The sequence below is a fragment of the Xylanibacter rarus genome (assembly GCF_001275135.1).
In the GTDB taxonomy this organism is placed as follows: Bacteria; Bacteroidota; Bacteroidia; order Bacteroidales; family Bacteroidaceae; genus Prevotella; species Prevotella rara.
In genome coordinates this window covers 1-22,823 of the sequence record NZ_LFQU01000032.1, presented here as the reverse complement: position 1 = coordinate 22,823, position 22,823 = coordinate 1, and the positions used below count along the sequence as shown (strand labels likewise).

Here is a 22,823-nt window from a genome sequence, read left to right as displayed (position 1 = left end):
CGGAGGAGAAGAAAAGCACGCATTGTTACAATAAAAAATTTAAAGTTACATTAATTAATATGATTACAAACCTAAAATCTGAGCGTCATAACATAAACAAGAAAAACTGAAATGAGAAAACTTTTTTTGTCTGCCATCGTTATGTTGACAACGACGGCACCAAATCTTTCTTACGCGAAAGACATTTACGTTTCCACATCATTCCATGAGCCGGCCAACGAAGGCCTGCGCTTTATCTACAGCTATGACGGACTGAGATGGGACACCATACAGGGCACATTCCTGCGCCCGGTGGTAGGAGAACAGAAGGTGATGCGCGACCCTTCGATAGTGAAAGGACCCGACGGCACGTTCCATCTGGTATGGACATCGAGCTGGAAGGGCGACAAGGGCTTTGGTTATGCATCATCAAAAGATCTTATCCACTGGAGCAAGCCAAGACTGATAAACGTCATGACAGACCCTACAACGGTGAACGTATGGGCACCGGAACTGTTCTACGACGACGTGAAGAAGCAGTACATGATAATATGGGCATCATGCATACCGGGCAAGTTTCCCGACTATAAAGAAGACCACTACAACAATCACCGTCTGTACTACGTTACGACAAAAGACTTCAAGAAGTTCAGCAAGGCCAAGGTACTTATCGACCCAGACTTCAGCAGCATTGACGCCACTCTCGTAAAAAGAGGTAAGGACGACTACGTGATGGTGCTGAAAGACAACTCGAGAGACCAGCGCAACATCAAGGTGGCTTTTGCCAAGTCGCCCTACGGCCCATGGAGCAAGGCGTCGGAGCCGTTCACAGAGAGCTTCTGCGAAGGTCCGTCAACGGCAATGGTCAACGGATGGTATTACATCTACTACGACTCTTACCGCCACGGCATATACGGAGCGGCAAGGACAAAGGACTTCAAGAACTTCCAGGACCAGACAGGTGCCGTAAAGTTTCCTGTAGGACACAAGCACGGCACGGTGTTCATGGCCGACGAGGAGATTGTGAAGAACCTGATAAAGGAGAACCGCGACGCCGTTCACTACACCGGAACAACCGTGGCAACGCCTGCACGACATGACGGCGGACTGTCGCCCGTGGTGGGAGTTCACAGCATTCAGACTATGAGAGGAGAACAGGGATGGCTCTATAACCATCAGCCCATGATGGCATACTGGAAAGGCAAGTTCTACATGCACTACCTGACCGACCCGAGAAGCGAGCATGAACCGCCCGGAAAGACCATGCTGCAGACTTCTGTAGACGGATACAAATGGACTAAGCCCGTTGAGCTGTTCCCTGAATACAACGTGCCCGACGGATACACCAAACCGACATGGCCTGGCGTTGTGGCAAAAGACCTGAAGGCCATCATGCACCAGCGCGTGGGCTTCTATGTGTCTAAGAGCAACCGCCTAATTGCAATGGGCAACTACGGCGTGGCGCTCACTCCGAAAGACGACCCCAACGACGGCAACGGAATAGGCCGCGTGGTAAGAGAGATAAAGGCCGACGGCACATTCGGTCCTATATACTTTATATATTATAACCACGGATTTAACGAAAAGAACACCGACTATCCTTACTACAAGAAAGCAAAGGACAAGGAGTTTGTTAAGGCCTGCGACGAGATTCTGGCTAACCCGATGTACAGAATGCAGTGGGTTGAAGAGGCTGACAGAAACGACGAGATACTGCCGCTGAAGACTCCCTACAAGGCGTTCAGCGGATACACCCTGCCCGACGGACGCAAGGTTGGACTGTGGAAGCACGCGCTGACAAGCATAAGCAGCGACGGCGGAAACACATGGAGAGAACCGGCAAAGAGGGCTCACGGCTTTGTGAACTCTAACGCGAAGATATGGGGACAGCGCCTTTCTGACGGCACTTATGCCACTGTGTACAACCCGGCTGAATATCGCTGGCCGCTGGCTATATCGCTGAGCAACGACGGACTGGAATACACAACGCTCAACCTGGTGAACGGCGAGGTTACGCCTGAACGCCACTGGGGCAACTACAAGAGCTACGGACCGCAGTATACACGAGGCATACTGGAAGGCAACGGAACACCGCCGGACAAGAACCTGTGGGTTACTTACAGCAACAATAAGGAAGACATGTGGGTGTCGTGCATACCCGTGCCTGTAAAGATAAAGGCTACAGAACATGCAGGAGGCAGCTTCAGCAAGTATGCCAAACTGCAGGACATGAAAGACTGGAACATCTACTCGCCGCTGTGGGCACCCGTAACGCTCAACGGCGAATGGCTGACGCTGAGCGACAAGGATCCGTATGACTATGCCAAGGTGGAGAAACTGATACCGGCTACGAAGGAGCTTACTGTTGACTTCGACGTTAAGCCCGCACAGAACGACCACGGACAGCTCAACATAGAGTTCCTTGACGACAAGGGCAACATGTGCGCCCGCATCGTGCTCGACTCTGCCGCAACAATGAAGGTAAAGGGCGGAGCGCGCTATGGCGGCATGCTGAAGCACTATGACGCCGGACAGACATATCATATCACAGCCAAGCTGTCGGTTGACGGACACGTGGGAACATACTTCGTGAACGGCAAGAAGGCAACGGCACGTATGTTCGACACGCCCGTTGACGCCATAACACGAATAGTATTCCGCACAGGCGACCTGTTCACTGAGCCGAGCATTGAGACTCCTGCCGACCAGTATGTTGACATGCCGCGTGCCGACGAGCAGGACAAGCTGGCATCATTCTCTATTGCCAACGTGAAGACAGCATCGGCAGACGCCGACTCAGCATCAACAGTGCTGAAGTATGACGACTTCGCACACTATGCCGAATACTTCAACAACATGGAGGACGAGAACATCGTTACGGACATACCCAACAGCAAGTCGTCTGAATGGATGAGCAAGAACATACCTCTGTTTGAATGTCCCGACAAGGACATGGAAGAGATCTACTACTTCCGCTGGTGGTCGCTGCGCAAGCACATCAAGCGCACTCCTGTAGGACTGGGCATGACCGAATTCCTCGTTCAGCGCTCTTATGCCGACAAATACAACCTCATTGCCTGCGCAATAGGACATCACGTGATGGAGACACGCTGGCTGCGCGACTCGACATATCTGCACCAGATACTGAACACATGGTATCGCGGCAACAACGGCAAGGCAATGCAGAAGATGAACAAGTTCAGTTCATGGAACCCTGCTGCCATATATGAGGCTTACAAGGTGCTTGGCGACACATCGTTCGTAATGGCACTGAAGCCGTCGCTCGAAGAGGAATACGCACGCTGGAAGAGCACCAACCGACTGAAGAGCGGACTCTACTGGCAGGGCGACGTGCAGGACGGAATGGAAGAGAGTATCAGCGGCGGAAGACGCAAGCAGTATGCACGTCCGACAATAAACAGCTATATGTACGGCAACGCAATGGCTCTGGCAGAACTGAACAAGCTGGCAGGCGACACAAAGAAGGCCAAGGAATACACAATGGAGGCCGACACGATAAAGAACCTGATACAGACAAATCTGTGGAGCGAGAAGCAGTCGTTCTTCGAGACTATGAGAGGCGACACTCTGGCTGCCGTGCGCGAGGCCATAGGATTTATTCCATGGTATTTCAACCTGCCTGACGCAAAGAAATATGACGAAGCATGGAAGCAGGTGGAGGACGAGGAAGGATTCTCAGCTCCCTACGGACTTACAACGGCTGAGAGAAGACATCCCGAATTCCGCTCGCACGGAGTGGGACGCTGCGAATGGGACGGCGCCGTATGGCCTTTCGCAACAAGCCAGACGCTTACAGCCATGGCAAACTATATAAACACATATCCCGAGCCTGTTGTTGGCGACTCTACATTCTTCAAACAGATGAAACTGTATGTTGAGAGCCAGCACCACAGAGGACGCCCGTATATCGGCGAATATCTCGACGAGAAGAACGGAGCATGGCTGATGGGCGACCGCGAGCGCAGCAGATACTACAACCACTCTACATTTGCCGACCTCGTGATAACCGGTATAGCAGGACTAAGACCGCAGGCCGACGGCAGCATAGTTGTCAATCCGCTCATACCGGAAGGCACATGGAACTACTTCTGCCTGGACAACATAAGCTATCGCGGCAACAACATAGCCATCGTCTACGACAAGGACGGACAGCGCTATCACCAGGGCAAGGGCCTCATGCTCTTCGTTAACGGCAAACTGGCCGCCAAGAGAGACGGTCTGGGTAAACTGACTTATAAAATAAACAAGAAATGAAACGTGTTATAATTCCGGCACTTATGCTACTGAGCATGAGTGCCGGAGCTCAAACTTTTGAAAACAAATTTACAAGACCGCTGAGCGACGTGCTCAACGACGTGTCGGCAAGATTCGGAATAAGACTGAAATACAACGTTGACACAACAGGACTGAAACTGGCGTATGCCGACTTCCGCGTGCGTCCCTACTCTCTCGAAGAGACTCTCAGTAACATATTGTCGCCCTTCGACTTCAAGGCTGTTAAGCAGAACGACAAGCTGTATAAGATAAAGCCTTACGAATATCCGCGCAGACAGCCCGAAGACGGACAGAAGATGATAAGCTGGCTGACATCGCTTTACAGCAATAAAACAGAATGGGAGGCACGACGCGACACGCTGCGCAAGGAAGTGAGAGAGCGCCTCGGCATAGACAAGCTGCTGCCGCTCTGCTCAAAGGAGAAACCCGAATACTCGAAGATAAGGAAGTTTGACGGATATACCGTGCAGAACTTCAGACTGAAGACAGCGAACGGGCACACTGTGTGCGGCTCTATCTACGCCCCGATGAGCAAGGGAAAGCATCCGCTGATAATATGCCCCAACGGACACTTCAGCAACGGACGCTACGGCAAGGTGCAGCAGTTGAGACTGGGCACGCTGGCACGCATGGGCGCAATATGTGTTGACTATGACCTGTGGGGATGGGGCGAATCTGCCGACGAAGTTGGCAGCAAGGCACACCAGACACCAGAGGCTCACGTGATGCAGGCATTAAACGGTATAAGGATACTCGACTGGATGATACAGCGCAAGGACGTAGACACCAAGCGCATAGGCGTGAACGGAGGCTCGGGCGGCGGCACTCAGACCGTGCTGCTGACGGTGCTCGACGACAGATTTACGGCTGCCAACCCTGTGGTGAGCGTTTCGTCGTGGTTTGACGGCGGATGTCCGTGTGAGAGCGGAATGCCGATACAGCTGGCAGGAGGAGGCACATGCAACGCCGAACTGGCTGCAATGTTTGCCCCGAAGCCGATGATGCTGGTGAGCGACGGCGGCGACTGGACATCGACAACGCCCGAGCTGGAATATCCTTACCTGCAGCGCATATACGGATTCTATGGTGCTACAGACAAGGTGAGCAACATACACCTGCCGAAAGAGCGCCACGACTTCGGCGACAACAAGCGCAACGCTGTATATAAATTCTTTATTGACACCTTCAAGCTCGACGCATCAAAGCTCGACGAGAGCAAGGTTACGATTGAAGACGAGAACGCACTAAGATTTACACCTAAGAAATAAATGAAAAAAACACTACTAAAGACAACATTGCTGGCGGCCGTATGCCTGATGACAACAACAGAGGGAATGGCCGAGAACAAGCATGTGCTGTGGTATGACAGACCGGCATACACATGGACAGAGGCTCTGCCGATAGGCAACAGCCGCCTGGGCGCCATGATATACGGCACGCCGGGCTCTGAGCGTCTGCAGCTCAACGAAGAGACAATATGGGCAGGAAGGCCCAACAACAACGCCAACCCGGAGGCAAAGGAGTATCTGCCGAAGGTGAGACAGCTGGTGTGGGAAGGCAAATACAAGGAGGCGCAGGACCTGGCCACGGCACACGTGCAGGCAAACACCAACAGCGGTATGCCTTATCAGCCGTTTGGCGACCTGTATATCAACTTCCCGGGCAACGGCGAGTACACCAACTACTACCGCGAACTGAGCCTTGACTCTGCCCGCGCCATAACGAGATACACAAGCAACGGCGTAACATATCAGAGAGAATACATTTCGTCGTTCGACGGAAACGTAATAGCCATACACCTCACTGCAAGCAAGAAGGGCATGATAACCTGCAACGCGCAGATGACATCGCCGCAGCAGGACGTAACCATTAAGTCGGAAGGCAACGAGATTGTGCTGAGCGGCATAAGCGGATGGCACGAAGGACAGAAAGGCAAAGTAACATTTACGGGCAGGGCTACGGCAACCGTAAAGGGCGGAAGCATGAGCAGCCGCGACGGCGTATTGCAGATAAGCGGTGCCGACGAGGCCACTATTTATCTGACAATAGCCACAAACTTCAACAGCTATAAGGACATCAGCGGCAACGACACGCTGCGCTCTGAGACGGCTCTGAAAGAGGCACTGACGAAGGACTTCAACACGATTAAGGCCGCACACGTAAAGAAATACAAGTCTCTGTATGACCGCGTGAAGCTCGACCTCGGCAAAGACGCATTTGCGTCAACCACAACCGACAAGCGCGTGGAGCTGTTCAAGAAGCAGACCGACCTGCATCTGGTTGAGACCTACTTCCAGTTTGGCCGCTATCTGCTGATATGCACATCTCAGCCGGGCACACAGCCGCCCACGCTGCAGGGTATATGGAACGACAAGATGCTGCCGTCGTGGGACAGCAAATATACATGCAACATCAATCTTGAGATGAACTACTGGCCGGCAGAGTCGACCAACCTGACCGAACTCAACGGTCCGCTGTTCAGTCTTATCAAGGACGTGAGCGAGACAGGACACAAGTCGGCCGACATAATGTATGGTGCCGACGGATGGGTGCTGCACCACAACACCGACATCTGGCGCGTAACGGGAGCCATAGACAAGGCTCCGTCGGGTCTGTGGCCTACAGGCGGCGCATGGATGTGTCAGCATCTGTGGGAGCATTATCTCTACACAGGCGACGTGAAGTTCCTCGAGAGCGTCTATCCGATAATGGAGAACGCGGCACGCTTCTTCAATCAGATTATGGTGCGCGAGCCTAAGAACAACTGGTGGGTTATCTGCCCCAGTCTGTCGCCTGAGAACCAGCACCCCTACAAGGCAACAACTGCCGCAGGCGTAACGATGGACAACCAGCTGCTCTACGACCTGTTCAACCACGTAATTGACGCTGCCGACATACTGGGCAAGACCAAGACGGCTACAATAATCGACAGTCTGAAGCAGAAGCTCACGGAGATGGTGCCCATGCAGACAGGCCGCTGGGGACAGCTGCAGGAATGGATGGACGACTGGGACAATCCGGAGGACGTGCACAGACACGTGTCTCATCTGTACGGCCTCTTCCCGAGCAATCAGATTTCTCCGTTCCGCACACCCGAACTCACAGCCGCTGCACGCAAATCACTCATACACCGCGGCGACCCGTCTACGGGATGGAGCATGGGCTGGAAGGTGTGTCTGTGGTCACGACTGCTCGACGGCAACCACGCATGGAAGCTAATCGGCGACCAGCTGACACTGGTGCGCAACGAGAAGAAGAAAGGCGGAACTTATCCTAACCTCTTTGACGCTCACCCGCCATTCCAGATCGACGGCAACTTTGGCTGCACGGCCGGCATAGCAGAGATGCTCATGCAGAGCCATGACGGCTTTGTCTATCTGCTGCCTGCCCTGCCCGACGCATGGAAAGACGGCTCCGTAAGCGGACTGAAGGCGCGCGGAGGCTTTGAGGTGAGCATGACATGGAAAGACAACAAGATAACAAAGACAACTGTTAAGTCGGAACTTGGCGGCAACCTGCGCATACGTTCGGCTGTGCCTCTGAAGGGCAAGGGCCTGAAGGCCGCAAAGGGCGAGAACAAGAACAGACTGTTTGAAACTCCAACGGACATCCGTCAGAAGATAAACTATCCTGACGCCATCGAGAAGATGCCGGAGGCTGAGAAGACATATCTGTATGACATAAGCACCAAGAAGGGCGCTGTGTACACATTTGAAGCAGAATAATATATGTGGCGGAATATGGGAAAAACAGAACAAAGCCCATATTTCCGCCACTTTACGTATATAAGCCGGACATGGCCAAACGGCACAAAATCGGCCATGAAGCAACCGGCTATGCAACCTACTGATATTCAACGGGTTGCAAAAGGCTACCTTTAACATCGCAAAAGGCGGCCTTTTGGCGTGTAAAAGACCATGTTTCGCAACGCAATATGCCGTCTTTCACAACGCAACGGCGATAAGCTGGAACATTAAGAGGCAAAAGCAACTTTACAAAACTAATTGAAAAGTGATTGCAAACCTTATGAATTAACCGAGAAAAAGAATAATATTAACTAACAAAAATCAATAAAAAAGTAGTATGAATAAAAGCAGAATACTATTTATCGCAACCCTGCTGCTCAGCACTTTGGCAATAAATGCGGCAGGCAAAATCTACAAGCCGTGGAGCAACGGACGGCTCGTGGTGTCTGAGAACAACCGTTACATAGTGCACGAAAACGGACAGCCGTTTTTCTGGATGGGCAACACGGCATGGCTGCTGCCCGAACGTCTTAACCGCGAGGAGGCCGAATATTTCCTCGAGAAAGACCGCCTGGCAGGATATAACGTAGAGCAGATACAGGTGCTCAACGCCATCCCCACGTTCAACGTGTATGGTCATGCTGCCAACAACGCCGAGTTCGACTTCAGCAAGGTGTCTAAGCCGGGTGTTTACGGCTACTGGGAGCATCTCGACTATATCGTAGACGTGGCTGCCAACAACGGCATCTACATCGCCATGGACTGCATCTGGGGCTCTATGATCGACAAGATGGACGTAAAGAAGGCTGCCGCTCTTGGCAAATTCCTGGGCGAGAGATACAAGGACAAGCCTAACATTATATGGATGATCGGCGGCGACATCATGGGCGACAAGAAGCCTGAGGTGTGGGACGCTATGGCAAGAGCCATAAAAAAGGCTGACAAGAACCACATCATGACCTTCCACCCGAGAGGACGCACAACGTCGGCATGGTGGTATAACGACCGCGAGTGGATGGACTTCAACATGTTCCAGAGCGGACACCGCCGCTACGGACAGCGCAACGGCGACGGCGACTACACTATTAAGGAGAACACCGAAGAGGACAACTGGCGCTATGTTGACATGAGCTTTGAGAAGAAACCGCTGCGCCCTGTTATCGACGGCGAGCCTTCATACGAGGACATTCCGCAGGGACTTCACGACTTCTCGGCTCCGCGCTGGATGGACTACGACGTACGCCGCTATGCTTACTGGGCTGTATTCGGAGGAGCTTTCGGCCACACCTACGGCCACAACTCTGTGATGCAGTTTATACGTCCGGGCCTGAAGGCATCGTTCGGCGCTGAGAAACCTTGGTGGGAGGCAATGGAAGATTCGGGCTACAACCAGATGAAGTATCTCAAATGGCTCATGCTTAGCTTCCCGTTCACTGAGCGCGTGGCTGACCAGAGCATCATCTCAGGACAGAACGGCGAGCGCTACGACCGCATAATAGCTACCCGCGGCAACGACTATCTGCTCGTCTACAACTACAGCGGCAAGCCCATGAGCATCGATCTGACAAAGATTAGCGGCGCAAAGAAGAACGTATGGTGGATGAATCCGGCTGACGGCAAGCTGACTTATCTCGGCGAATACGACAGCAAGGTCGTTGAGTTTACCTACGATGCAGCCTATCTGCGCGGCAGCGACCGTGTGCTTATTGCCGTTGATTCAAGCAAGAATTATATCGGCAAGACTGACGTAATGCTGAAGGAAAAGAACTAAGAATTTAAGAAGTAAGAGTTAAAATAAGTGCTCTAAAGAGAAGAACAAAGGAAGTTAGCGGATTGAAAATCCTTATACTTAATTCCGGCGGATTACAAATCCGCCGGAACATTAGCTAACGTAGTGCTTGCGAGAAAAAGCTACAAGGCATTTGGATTTTTCACTTTTCGTTCTTCACTTAAAATAGGCATTTGACTTTAACTCCTAGCCAACTTGTTGGCGATAACTTCTTTAACTACTTTAACTACAATATATATAAATATCATGTTTAGAAAAATATTATTGGCGGCCCTGGCCTTGTGTCTCTGCATGACGGCTCCCGCGGCAAAGAAGAAGAACGGACGTAAGGCGTCGTTCCCCATTGCCGTGACCGGACTGAAGACGGAGCGCATGGTCAACCCGATGAGCATCGACACGCCACAGCCGCGGCTAGGATGGATGATAACATCGGACGAGAACGACGTGATGCAGACGTCGTGCCGCATAATCGTAGCCTCAACACCTGAAAAGGCCGCAAAGCTTGAGGGCGACCTCTGGGACGCAACGCTCGAGGGCGACCAGTCGCAATGGATAAGATATGCGGGCAAGGAGCTGCGCAGCAACACGCCATGCTACTGGCGCGTGAAGGTTACAACGACAAAAGGCGAGTCTGACTGGAGCGAGACAGCAATGTGGAACGTCGGACTGCTCAACGAAGCCGACTGGAGCGGACAGTGGATTGGTCTGGAGAAGGCCATGCCGTGGGACGTTGAGGACGTGCACAGCAAGCTCAGCTCGCGCTATCTGCGCACCGAATTCGACCTTGACAAGCCCGTAAAGCGTGCTACGCTCTACATCAGCGGACTGGGCATGTATGAGGCATACATCAACGGACAGAAGGTGGGCGACCAGGTTCTGGCACCTGCTCCTACCGACTATCGCAAGACTGTGCTGTATAATGCGTTCGACGTTACGCAGATGCTGACCGCCAAGAACGCCATTGGCGTAACTCTTGGCAACGGACGCTTCTACACCATGCAGCAGAAGAAGAAGCCTTACAAGATAGCCAACTTCGGTTATCCCAAGCTCCGTCTTAACCTCGTCATTGAGTTTGCAGACGGCAAGAAGAAGGTTATCTCGTCGAGCAACAAATGGAAACTGAATCCCGACGGTGCGATACGCTCCAACAACGAGTACGACGGCGAGATATATGACGCACGCAAGGAGCTGGGCGCATGGACCTCTGTGGGCTACGACGACTCTAAATGGATGGCGGCAGAGCGCGTGGGCATACCTACGGGAACGCTGCGCGGAGCAATGAGTCCTAACATGAAGGTGGTGAAGACCATGAAGCCCGTGAGCGTAACTAAGCGCGGCAAGGGCTACATCATAGACATGGGACAGAACATGGCGGGCTGGATTAAGCTGCGCATCGGCGGCGTAAATGCCGGCGACAGCGTGAAGATTCAGTATGCCGAGAAGCTCAACGAGGACGGAAGTCTGTTCACAAAGAACCTGCGCAACGCGTTTACAACCGACTATTATGTTGCTGCCGGCAACGAGGACGGCCGCTGGTGGGCTCCTACGTTTGTATATCACGGTTTCCGTTATGCCGAGATTACAGGTCTTGACGATGTAACTGCTGACGGCATTATAGGCGAAGTGGTAAGCGACGAGATGGAGTTGACAGGCTCATTTGAATGTGCCGACACCATACTCAACAAGGTTTACAATAACGCCATGTGGGGCATCCTGGGCAACTATAAGGGCATGCCTGTCGACTGTCCGCAGCGCGACGAGCGTCAGCCGTGGCTTGGCGACCGTGTGCGCGGATGTTTCGGCGAGGCTTTCATATTCAACAACAACGCTCTCTATGCCAAATGGGCACGCGACATAACCGAGGCTCAGCGTGAAGACGGCTGCATACCCGACGTGGCTCCTGCCTACTGGAACTATTATTCTGACAACATAACATGGCCTTCTGCCCTGCCCTTCTCGCTCGAGATGATGTACAACCAGTATGGCGACGCTGAACCTATGAGCCGCTACTACGGCAACGTGAAGCGCTGGCTCGGGCACATGAAGTATCAGTATGGCAAGGACGGCCTGATGCCGCGCGACAAATACGGCGACTGGTGCGTGCCGCCTGAGGACATAAAGCTGATACACAGCCGTGACCCCAAGCGCGTAACCGACGGCACTCTCATTGCTACGGCCTACTATTACAGACTGAACAAAATGATGGAGAGATTTGCCACGATTCTTGACAAACCGGCCGACGCTGCAGAGTTCAGCGCAGAGGCAGCACGCGTGAAGGATGCTTTCAACAAGAAGTTCCTCACCATAAACCGCAACACGGCTGAGGTGCCGGGCCTTATGCTCTATCCCGACAGCACGTTCTACGGCAACAACACGGTAACGGCCAACCTTCTTCCGCTGGCGTTCGGCATGATTGACGACGACTATGTGCGCGGAGAGGTTGAGAAGAACATCATACACAACATCATAACCCTTAACAAGGGAGCCATATCTTGCGGCGTGATAGGCGTGCAGTGGCTTATGCACGGACTAACCGACATGGGCCGCGGCGACATGGCATGGCTGCTGGCAACCAACAAGAAGTATCCGAGCTGGGGCTACATGGCAGAACATGGAGCCACAACGATATGGGAACTGTGGAACGGCGACACTGCCAATCCGTGGATGAACAGCGGCAATCACGTCATGCTGCTTGGCGACCTCGTGTCGTGTATCTATGAGGATGTGGCAGGCATTAACTCTGACGAGAACAAGCCGGGCTTTAAGCACATCGTGATGAAGCCTGCGTTCAACGTGGACGAGATTGACGACATCAACGCGTCTTACAAGTCAATATACGGCACAATAGTAAGCCGATGGCACAAGAAGGCGGGCAAGCTGATATGGCACGTTGAGATTCCGGCAAACACCACTGCCGAACTGCACATGCCCGACGGCAGCATCAGGAACATCGGTTCGGGCAAATACGACATTACTGCCGAACTGCCCATGACCGGCAAGGCCGTAGTTTCTGACGAGTTTCTGTATAAGTCGGCATCATTTCCCGAGTGCCATTCTGCCACGATAGCAGAGACAAGCAAGGGCGACCTTGTAGCAACTTACTTCGGCGGAACTAAGGAGCGCAACCCTGATGTGTGCATCTGGGTGAGCCGTAAGCCTAAAGGCTCTACAGAATGGCTGGCGCCTCAGCTCGTTGCCGACGGCGTGTTCAAGACAGGAAGTGAGGAAGCTAAGTTGGCTGGTCTGTCTGGACTCGACAGCACCAACGCCCCGGCTGCCAAAGGACCTATACTCGACAAGAAGATAAGAAAGAATCCTGAGGGCTATCAGCGCAAGGCCTGCTGGAACCCGGTGATATATCAGATACCCGGAGGCGACCTTGTTATCTACTTCAAGATTGGCAACAAGGTGGCCGACTGGACAGGCTGGATGGTGCGCTCTAAGGACGGCGGCAAGACATGGAGCAAGCGCGAGCCGCTGCAGGAGGGCTATCTCGGTCCGATAAAGAACAAGCCCATAATGAGCAAGGGCCGCATCATTGCGCCTACAAGTATTGAGGAAGGCGGATGGCGTCTGTATTTTGAATACTCTGACGACATGGGCAAGACATGGAAACGCACCGACTTTGTCGAGGCCGACGAGGGCGTAAAGGCCATTCAGCCGGCTGTAATGGTGCTCAGCGACGGCCGACTGGCAGCCGTCGCACGCACACGCAGCGAGCACATAGGCATAACCTACAGCTCTGACAACGGACTGACATGGAGCAAGCTGCAGCTTATTGACACTCCAAACAATAATAGTGGCCTTGATGCCGTTACACTTAAAGACGGCTCTCATGTGCTTATCTGCAACGACCGCCCGATACCCAAGGGCATAAAGAACGGCAAGGGAGCGCGCACTCCGCTGTCGGTGATGAAGTCTAACAACGGCACCGACTGGAAACACTGGATAACGCTCGAGGAGTCGCCCGTAAGCCAGTATTCTTATCCTTCGATAATCCAGACTTCCGACGGTAAGATTCACTGCATCTACACATGGCGCCGCCAGCGCATCAAGCATGTGGTGATAGACCCTAAGGTGTCTGCCGAATAACTTTAAAGACATACCCGCAACCGCGAGCCATGGGAATGTACACGAGGCAGACGGCCGCAGTGATATTGCACCATGCCCGGTGCGGGTTTTCTTTTTATCAAAGCATCAATTTAATCAGCATAGCATGAAAAAGATTTTTCTTTTATTATTGTTGTTCGTCTCGCTGACGGCCGGAGCCTACAAAGGCTCTTCTGTGGCAGGGCTATTCCCCCTGCAGGGCAGCGGACGTGTTATCTACAACTTCAACCAGGGCTGGCGCTTTCATCTTGGCGACACCCAGGGTGCCGCTGCTGCCGACTTTGACGACAGCCGTTGGCAGGTGGTGTGCGCCCCTCACAGCGTAAGACTCGAGCCTTCCGAGGCAAGCGGCTGCCGCAACTATCAGGGCATTGCCTGGTATCGCAAGCATTTCACCGTGCCTGCCGACATGAAGGGCAAGGACATCACGCTGCACTTTGAGGCCATTATGGGCAAGCAGGAGGTGTATGTCAACGGCAGAAAAGTAAAAGAGCATCTGGGCGGATATCTGCCCATAACCATAAACCTGACCGAACAGGGCGTAAAGGCGGGCGACAAGTGCGTCGTGGCGGTGAAGGCCGACAACAGCGACGACAAGACTTATCCTCCGGGAAAGAAGCAGACGGCTCTCGACTTCTGCTATCATGGCGGTATGTATCGCGACGTGTGGCTCATAGGCAAGTCGCCCCTGGCAATAACCGACGCGCTCGAGGCCAACAAGGTGGCAGGCGGCGGCATTTTCCTTCACTATGACAACATATCTGAAAAGAGCGCCGACGTGTTTGTCAACGTCGAAGTGGGCAACACATCTGCCTCAGCGGCTCAGCCTACAGTGGCCGTGGTGGTGAAAGACAAGAGCGGAAAGCGCATCAAGTCGGTTACAAAGAAGATTAAGGTTGGCGCCAAGTCGAGCGCTACAGCATATCTTGCCATGAAACTGAAAGACCCTGAGCTGTGGTCGCCCGAGTCGCCCTATCTCTACAACGTCGAGATAAGTGTAATGCAGGGCGGCAAGAGCGTAGACGGCGGCATGGTGCGCATGGGCATCCGCAAGGCCGAATTCCGCGGCAAAGACGGCTTCTGGCTCAACGGCAAGCCTTATCATCAGCTTGTCGGCGGCAACCGTCATCAAGACTTTGCCTACGTAGGCAACGCCATGCCCAACAGTCAGCAGTGGCGCGACGCCAAGCGCCTGCGCAAGGCCGGCATGGTGATAGTGCGCTGTGCCCACTACCCCATGGATCCTGCCTTCATGGATGCCTGCGACGAGCTTGGATTGTTTGTCATCGTGCCCACTCCGGGCTGGCAGTATTGGAACAAGGATCCGCACTTTGGCGAGCTTGTGCATGAGAACACACGCAACATAATACGCCGCGACCGCAACCACACCTGTGTGCTGATGTGGGAGCCCATACTCAACGAGACACGCTATCCCGAAGACTTCGCCATCAAGGCGCTGCAGATAACCAAAGACGAGTTTCCTTATCCAGGCCGTCCCGCTGCCGTGGCCGATGTGCAGTCGGCAGGAGTGAGAGACAACTACGATGTGGTGTACGACTGGGCCGACAACATTGGTAAGGGCAACTGGCCCGAGGACAAGTGTGTCTTCACGCGCGAGTTTGGCGAGATGGTAGACGACTGGTATGCACACAACAACATCAACCGCGCGGCACGCTCATGGGGCGAGCGTCCTATGCTCATGGCAGCTCTTTCGCTCTGCGACACCTACGGCGAGATGTACCACGGCCAGCGCCAGTTTATAGGCGGTTGCCAGTGGCATCCGTTCGACCATCAGCGCGGCTATCATCCTGACACTTACTACGGAGGCATATACGACGCTTTCCGTCAGAAGAAATACGCCTTCGAGATGTTCCGCTCGCAAGACCGCAACACCGAGCCTATGGTGTTCATCGCCAACGAGATGACTCAGTTCTCCGACAACGACGTTACCGTGTTCTCCAACTGCGACAGTGTGCGCCTTACGATGTTCGAGGGCGACAAGGTGATGACTCTTCCTGTTGTTCACAACGACAACGATAAGCCCTGCGCCCCTGTGGTGTTTAAAGACTTCTGGAACTTCTGGGCAGCACGCGAATACAGCTACAAGCAGCGCAACTGGCAGCGCGTGTCGCTCCTGGCAGAAGGCATAAAAGACGGCAAGGTGGTTGCCGTACAGAAGAAGATGCCGTCGCGCCGCTCTACCAAGCTGCGTCTCTATGCCGACGACATGGGCCGCAAGCTCAACGCCGACGGCAGCGACTTCATTGTGGTTGTGGCCGAAGTTACCGACGACAACGGCAACGTGAAGCGTCTGGCCAAGGACAACATATACTTCACCGTTGAGGGCGAAGGCCGCATAATAGGCGACGGCGAAAACATCATGGCCAACCCGCGCATCGTTGAATGGGGCTCGGCTCCCGTACTGATACAGGCCACCGACAAACCGGGCAAGATAACCATAAAGGCGCGCTCATACTACGACGGCGTGTATGCTCCGGCTGCAGCCGAACTGACAATAGAGAGCATAGCCCCCACCCTGCCGGCATGCTATACCGACAAGCCCACGACAACCGTAAGCAAGCCTGTGCGCACAACAGGCGAGACAAAGCAGACGATGACCGACGATGAGCGTCAGCGCACTCTCGAAGAGGTGAACAAGCAGCAGACTGAGTTCGGCGTACAGTAAGAGATAAGCCACACAGGCATCCCGCACAGGGATACTTCTGTAAAGAAATCTATTTCAAGAATTATCCCGCCAACATCCCCAAGCGGACGTTGGCGGGATTTTTATTTTATAGTCTGCCGACACACCGCCATGCACTCGCCTGCCCTACCGTCCGCGGCATAATTGTCCGTAAGCAGCCAACCGTTCACCAGTTCTGCTAGTTCCTCAAAAAAACTCTATTGTTTTCGGTTAAAAACTCGGCCACTTTTGATGCAAAAGTGGCCCATTTACGGGTCGTAAACCTATCATTAACAGTTTGAAAGCTGCAAGACTGATTTTGCTTAACAAATAGCTCCATTGCAAACAATTTCAAAGCGGACTATAAGAAAAACAACATAAAAATGTTTCAGATTTTCGAGGCATTTTCATCATGGCTACATTTTGTGGACAAAAAACATTGGACGCACCTTGAAACTATGCCGTTCCGAGGTGCGTCCAACATCAAGATTATTATTTTTTCAATTATTCTTCTGAACAGATTTTTACATCAATACAGCAATGATATTTTTCAGTTCGCTGTCGATGCCTTCGAGATACGACACCACATATTTATCTTCGCCAAATCCCTTGTATTGCTGCCACGGGTCTTCATCAATATAGGCATCAATGTTTTCGTATGCATTAGGGTGCTTGGCATAAGATATTCAAGCACTAAGACTATCTTTATTCATACAATTTCATCATAAAGCCATAAGAAATAAGCTCTCCCGACTGCATTTTGACATTCTTTATCTGTAGCCATTTATCATTCAATGAGACATAAGAAGAAAGATTTAACTTTAAGCATAATTTATTATCTTTCATATCAAAAAACACTTTATCGACCTTGTAATAACCATCAATACATTCATCAACGATTGGGAGAAAATACTCAATATCCATTATGTTAATCGTCGTTGGTATTGTTTCCATTGTATAAGTTTTAGATGTATGTTTTGCAAACATCTCAAAATCACTATCTGTAGTTCTGACCAGGCCAGTTAAAATATTCTTTTTCTCTTTAGATTGTCTATCTAAAGTTCCAACATCCTCTACGTTATTAATATGGAAATTTGTTCCAAGTTTAAACGGATTACTGACATAAAAATAACTTTGAAGAGAATTCAAAAGTTCATTATTTTTAGTCACTTCTCCTTCAACAGTTTCGACTTTAACATTAAGTGATTTCCAAACCTCAGGTTCATCATTTTTTATCATTGCAAGAACAAGATAGTTACAATTAGCCTTTGGACGATATAACTTACCATTCAACTGCTGAAAATTATTCTGGATAAATTGGTAACAATCCATACCTTTACGTGGCTGAAGTGTTCTGAATGAATATAATCTGTTTAATGTTTCTTGAATTTTACGTCTAAATTCCTTACGGACATATTCTCTCCAGATAGCTTGTGCGTTTTTATTGCTACGACCATATAATGATACAATATACAAAAAATTGACATCATAATGACACAACAAAAGAGTGTCACGGTCAAACAGACGGTTTTCAAATTGACGATTAAGTTGAATTCCTCCTTCCTGTGATTTCAATTCTTTATCATCAAAAGAAAGAAACTTATCTTCACCATCGCGTTTATTTGGAATACGTGCGCTTATAAAAAAGTTAGGAATAGGATTATATCCTTCTGTCAAATTATCTCTAAGCTGTGGCTGGTCACCATTATCATCACCATCCAAAAACAGATTCATGTTCCATTGGATTACATTTCTGGCATAGGTGTATTGTTTATAAATAGATTTGTCCCCAAGTTGTATTTTGCCATTCTTTGAACGCTTATAATACTTGCTGTCGCCTATATAATAAGTTAACTCTGTTGACAAATCAGACTGTTCAATAAGTCCCTGTCCGATAAACATATGATCAACAAGTTTACCGTCCTTCTGTTCTACAAGTTCTTTAGGCAGTTTCTGCTTGTCATCACCACCAACAAGCGTGTCTACCATCACTTCAAAAATATGCTCAAAGTCTTTAGCCAATAAAAAATCCTCAGAATTTCTGTTCATCGCAACCTTATATTCCCTGTCAAAGAATGCATTACATAAATCCCATATTCTTAAAGCCTTATCTGAAAAATACTTATATTTAATCTGCTTCAATCGACGGCATCCATAGTTCTTACCAATATAGACGGTCTTCAATTTATCAGGATTAATAAATTGGTAATGAATATTCATTTCGAAAGAAAATCCATGCGCTTCATGTATATAATTCAATATTGAGAAATATATAACCAACAACTCTTCATCAAAATTTACCATCTTTTTTCTATTCACAGGTTGAAGATAAACAGGAACGCTATTTTGGATAAAAACTTGTGAAGATGTAACGGTTTTATTCCAATTAATCTTATTATACCCGGAGTGAACGTTTTTGACAATAAATGTAAAATAGTCCTGATTGCTCTTGTTGAAATCTTTTAATGCTATTATTACATCAAGCAAAGTATTATATTTTTGTTTTCTACCTCCACTTTCAGCCTGATACTCCTTACTTTCAAGTATATTGTCATCATGAGTCTGTTTATATACACTTATAGTACGGTAAATCCATATTGAAAGCGTCGACAGGAACTCTTTATATTCTTTACATCCCTCTTCTGTAAACTTTGACTTTACCCTTTCTGATTCGAAATCAATAATATCTTGTGGCGAAGCACCAAATATTGTATCTGCGTTATTTTCTTTATTTTGCTCACCTGTAAGCACTACTTTCGGTAAAAAGAAAATAACATCATTAGCTGCTTTACTATAACAATATCCAACGTAACCAAAAGAGTACTGTTCTTCCTTAACGGGAATAGCTACAACATCTTTTAACACATCACTGACTGTCAGGTTATCTCTGACAATATCGTTCAAATTGTATGGATATCCTTCGATAAATAAAAGCATTTTGCTTATTCTATAGTCACTAAAAGATTCAAAGATAATTTATTGCTTATTTCCAAAAGTTGTTTTTGCTTAACTGCATTAGTTGATTTCGTAATAACATAATAACCATTATCTAATATTTTCTGGGAATAGCCATAATTACTTGTATCTTCGTCAACAGTAATTTTATGTTTAGAAACAAATTCAAATCCAGACATCATAATACCCAAATTTGCAACCTTTTCAGGTCCAATTTTATTTATTGTTTCGACAAGTGTTTCAATTGAATTATCCGAATAAAATACAGTATTGTCAGGAAATACTACTTTCAAATGTTTTTTTGTTGATTCATTAAAGCCATCATTTATGCCATCCTCTGCTTGTGCATTTGCATCATCATAAGACCTTTGGACACCAAGATATTCCATCATACTAACAAGTTTCTGTATACCGTCATCACCATGTAAATCTGAAAATGAAATATTCTCAGTATCACTCAACTTAAATATATCGCCTTCACCATCTTTACATACATCATTCCAAAGATAAAACAGGACTTTATTAAGAAACATCTTTTCTGTTATTACCTTATTTAGGGGATTAACAAAATAATCTCCTAACATCTTATCCTCAGAGCTTGTGGCATCAAATATTCTTTTATTTATTTCCTTTTGAAAAGAGATCCATGAATACTTAATGCCATGAATATCTATCACCCAGCCTGTATTCTTATATTTTATCGGCTCATAATCCCAATCCCAACGTCTTTTGAAAGCACTGTCAATAGGAAACAAAGATTGATCTGAAGTATTCATTGTTGCATAAATATAAAAATTAGATGGTAAACATAACTCTCCGTCCTTTATGCCAGGATTATCTGCACCTAAATTTTCTTCTAAAAATGCTCTCAAATCAGCATCTGCTTTAATTGTATATTCAGAATATCCATCTTCATCTCTGTCTAACAATTGAAACAAATCTCCAAAAATCTGCGCACAATTTCCTCTATTTATTTCTTCTATTATAAGATAAATTTCTTCATCCGGCTTTCTGTATGCCTGCATATAAGCATTAAGGAATACTTGCGGAATAAATCCATAAACAATTTTAGACTCTTTTGATTTCTTAAGCAAATCCTCTCCTATGGCAATTCCTTTTACTATTTCAACAGTATAATTGTCAGATAATCCACATGCCGATAGAATATCTTTTATATCAGCATTAGAAAGTTGCTTCAAAGAGTACCAATATTTAGCACCAAATTTGTGTGGAGAATAAGTGATACCCTGCTTTTTCATTTCGTTTAATTTACTTATTAGCTCATTTTTATTAAACAGATGTTCACTTATTCTTTCCATTATTGGCTTATATGTTCCCACAAACGTAGAATAATCACTATCAGGGTGAAATGTTGTTCTAAAGATATTTTCTTTTGGAACTTTATTCAACTCAAGAAACTCTTTTACCTTATGCGACTTTCCTGTACCAGGCGCTCCATAAAATATCTGTTGAAACGGATGTTCTTCATGATTTAACAGAGATAAATTCTTCTTACTCATTTCGGCCGAATTATCCAAAACCATTTTGGCCATAATCATTAAGGTTGACGCATACCCGTATTCATATTTATCAATCTCCGTTTGTCCGCTCAATGTGTTTCTTGCATCATTAGCCGTAGCATCAGGATTTGCAGCGTAGAACGCAACAAATTCATCGAGCAATTGTTTAGATATTGTTCGTAATCCTGTTGCTCCTTTACTTATGTTCCTAACTAAATAGCACAATCTATCTTCATCTACGATTTCTACTTTTCCATCAATTGAGATATCGCCAATATTTAATTTTCCAGACATCATTTATTATTTTAATTCGTAATCCATAATATCGGTTATTCGCTTAATATCAGTCGAAAGCATTTATTCGGTTTCTATCCTGAAAACATTCTAAGTCTATTTTACAATCAGGACATACCACGGAATATTATATCAACAGTAAAATCACAAACCGACTTATTTTGCAAAATTATAAAAACACTTTAATAATATCGAATTATTCGCATAAAAGCATTTATATTAAAAGCAAAAAAACTAAAGAATAAAGTAATTTACCATACTGTTCATTATAAATGATTACAGTTTTCAAATCTACTTACATTTTCCATTTTACCCCATAACTCCCCAACAATCTCCCAAATATTTCTTACCTTTGTATGCCAAAGACAATATTTGCGGAAAGATGTATAGCGTTCACGACACGTTTTTTGACGAGGTAAGGCATGAGGGATATGAAACCGTGATGCCATGCGATGAGGTTGCGGTGTTCAGCACTAAGGCCGGCATGGGCACGGAATATAAGGTTGCGCCCATGCTCAGCGACTCGTTCAGCATAATGCTGGTGAAGAGCGGAACGGTGAAGCTCTCGGTAAACTACAGCACGGAGACACTAAAGAAGAACTCTATGGCTTTTCTGACGCCAAACATGGTGGTGTCGCTGAGCGATGCCGACGAGAACTTCATGATGGAAGGCGTGAGCTTTATGCCGGCATACTTTGACGACCTGTCGGCCTATGCGCCCGTGTATAACCAGATGATTTCGTTTGCCAACGAGAATGCTCTGCCGATAAGGAGTCTGAACGAAAGCGAAATGGAATGTATGCAGACGATGCTGAAGCTTTATTCTGACATCAACACGGAGCAGCTGCACTACAACGGTCTGATGCTGCATCTGTCTAACCTGCTGCTGTTGCGCTTTGCCGAGATACTGAGGGCGGGATGCGCTGCAGATCCATCGAAGGTGCCGCACACCGTGGAGATTTACCGCGAGTTCAGAAAGCTGCTAATCGGCAATTACCTTAAAGAGCACTACATATTGTTTTATTCGTCGCAGCTTAACGTGTCGTCAACCTACCTGTCGCGCATAGTGCGCAAGGTGTCGGGACGCTCGGTAAACGAGCACATAGCGCACGTGCTGACAACCGAAGCGAGACGGCTGCTCGACTGCACCGACCTGCCCGTGAAACAGATAGCCTACAGACTGGGCTTCGCCGACCAAGCCTCGTTCGGCAAATTCTTCAGAAAACAGTTCGGCGTCTCGCCTACGGAATATAGAGGAGGCGCAGAACGTAAGTAAAAGTAATCAAGGAGTTATGGAGTAAAGAAGTTAAGGAGTTAAGACGTATGCCTTGACGGATATTATCATTTGGAGTTAAAGGAGTTATCCTTTCGCAAGCACTACGTTTACTAATGTGCCGGCGGATCTGCGCTCCGCCGGAATATATTATAAGGATCTGTGATCCGATTACTTC

General features: G+C 48.7%; 9 protein-coding genes and 1 pseudogene. 8 read left to right on the top strand and 2 right to left on the bottom strand.

From position 1 onward, the window contains the following. Positions 1-141 precede the first annotated feature (141 nt). The 7 genes and pseudogenes from ACU52_RS15630 to ACU52_RS12505 form a co-directional block, all read left to right on the top strand. Positions 142-1,029 (top strand): annotated as a pseudogene (locus ACU52_RS15630) (glycoside hydrolase family 43 protein); the annotation flags it as partial. Continuing rightward, a complete protein-coding gene (locus ACU52_RS12530; RefSeq protein ID WP_239684926.1) occupies positions 1,003-4,254 on the top strand; it encodes an MGH1-like glycoside hydrolase domain-containing protein in 3,252 nt (1,083 codons plus the stop codon). The pseudogene ACU52_RS15630 and the gene ACU52_RS12530, both read left to right, overlap by 27 nt. After that, positions 4,251-5,543 carry an alpha/beta hydrolase family protein gene (locus tag ACU52_RS12525; RefSeq protein ID WP_053399032.1) on the top strand — a complete coding sequence of 431 codons (1,293 nt, stop codon included), beginning with the start codon at positions 4,251-4,253 and terminating at the stop codon, positions 5,541-5,543. Before ACU52_RS12530 ends, ACU52_RS12525 begins: the two co-directional genes overlap by 4 nt. A gap of 48 nt (positions 5,544-5,591) precedes the next feature. After that, positions 5,592-8,000, top strand: a complete 2,409-nt coding sequence (locus ACU52_RS12520) for a glycoside hydrolase family 95 protein (protein WP_239684925.1) — start codon at positions 5,592-5,594, stop codon at positions 7,998-8,000. Positions 8,001-8,358: 358 nt separating this feature from the next. Beyond that, entirely contained in the window at positions 8,359-9,792 is a 1,434-nt protein-coding gene (locus ACU52_RS12515) for a glycoside hydrolase family 140 protein (RefSeq protein ID WP_053399030.1), read from the top strand. 255 nt (positions 9,793-10,047) lie between these two features. Continuing rightward, positions 10,048-13,902: a family 78 glycoside hydrolase catalytic domain gene (locus tag ACU52_RS12510; protein ID WP_455570156.1), complete on the top strand. Its 3,855-nt coding sequence runs from the start codon at positions 10,048-10,050 to the stop codon at positions 13,900-13,902. Positions 13,903-14,026: 124 nt separating this feature from the next. Further along, positions 14,027-16,606, top strand: coding sequence for a glycoside hydrolase family 2 protein (locus ACU52_RS12505; protein ID WP_053399028.1), 2,580 nt, complete (start codon positions 14,027-14,029; stop codon positions 16,604-16,606). Positions 16,607-17,308: 702 nt separating this feature from the next. On the opposite strand, the gene ACU52_RS12495 is transcribed toward ACU52_RS12505, so the two are convergent. Both ACU52_RS12495 and ACU52_RS15200 read right to left on the bottom strand, forming a co-directional pair. Then, positions 17,309-19,540, bottom strand: a complete 2,232-nt coding sequence (locus ACU52_RS12495; protein WP_053399026.1) for an LlaJI family restriction endonuclease — start codon at positions 19,538-19,540, stop codon at positions 17,309-17,311. A gap of 5 nt (positions 19,541-19,545) precedes the next feature. Beyond that, positions 19,546-21,375: a 5-methylcytosine-specific restriction endonuclease subunit McrB gene (locus tag ACU52_RS15200; RefSeq protein WP_053399025.1), complete on the bottom strand. Its 1,830-nt coding sequence runs from the start codon at positions 21,373-21,375 to the stop codon at positions 19,546-19,548. 379 nt (positions 21,376-21,754) lie between these two features. Here ACU52_RS15200 and ACU52_RS12485 point away from each other — a divergent pair, with 379 nt between their 5' ends. Beyond that, positions 21,755-22,648: a helix-turn-helix domain-containing protein gene (locus ACU52_RS12485; protein WP_053399024.1), complete on the top strand. Its 894-nt coding sequence runs from the start codon at positions 21,755-21,757 to the stop codon at positions 22,646-22,648. Positions 22,649-22,823 lie beyond the last annotated feature (175 nt).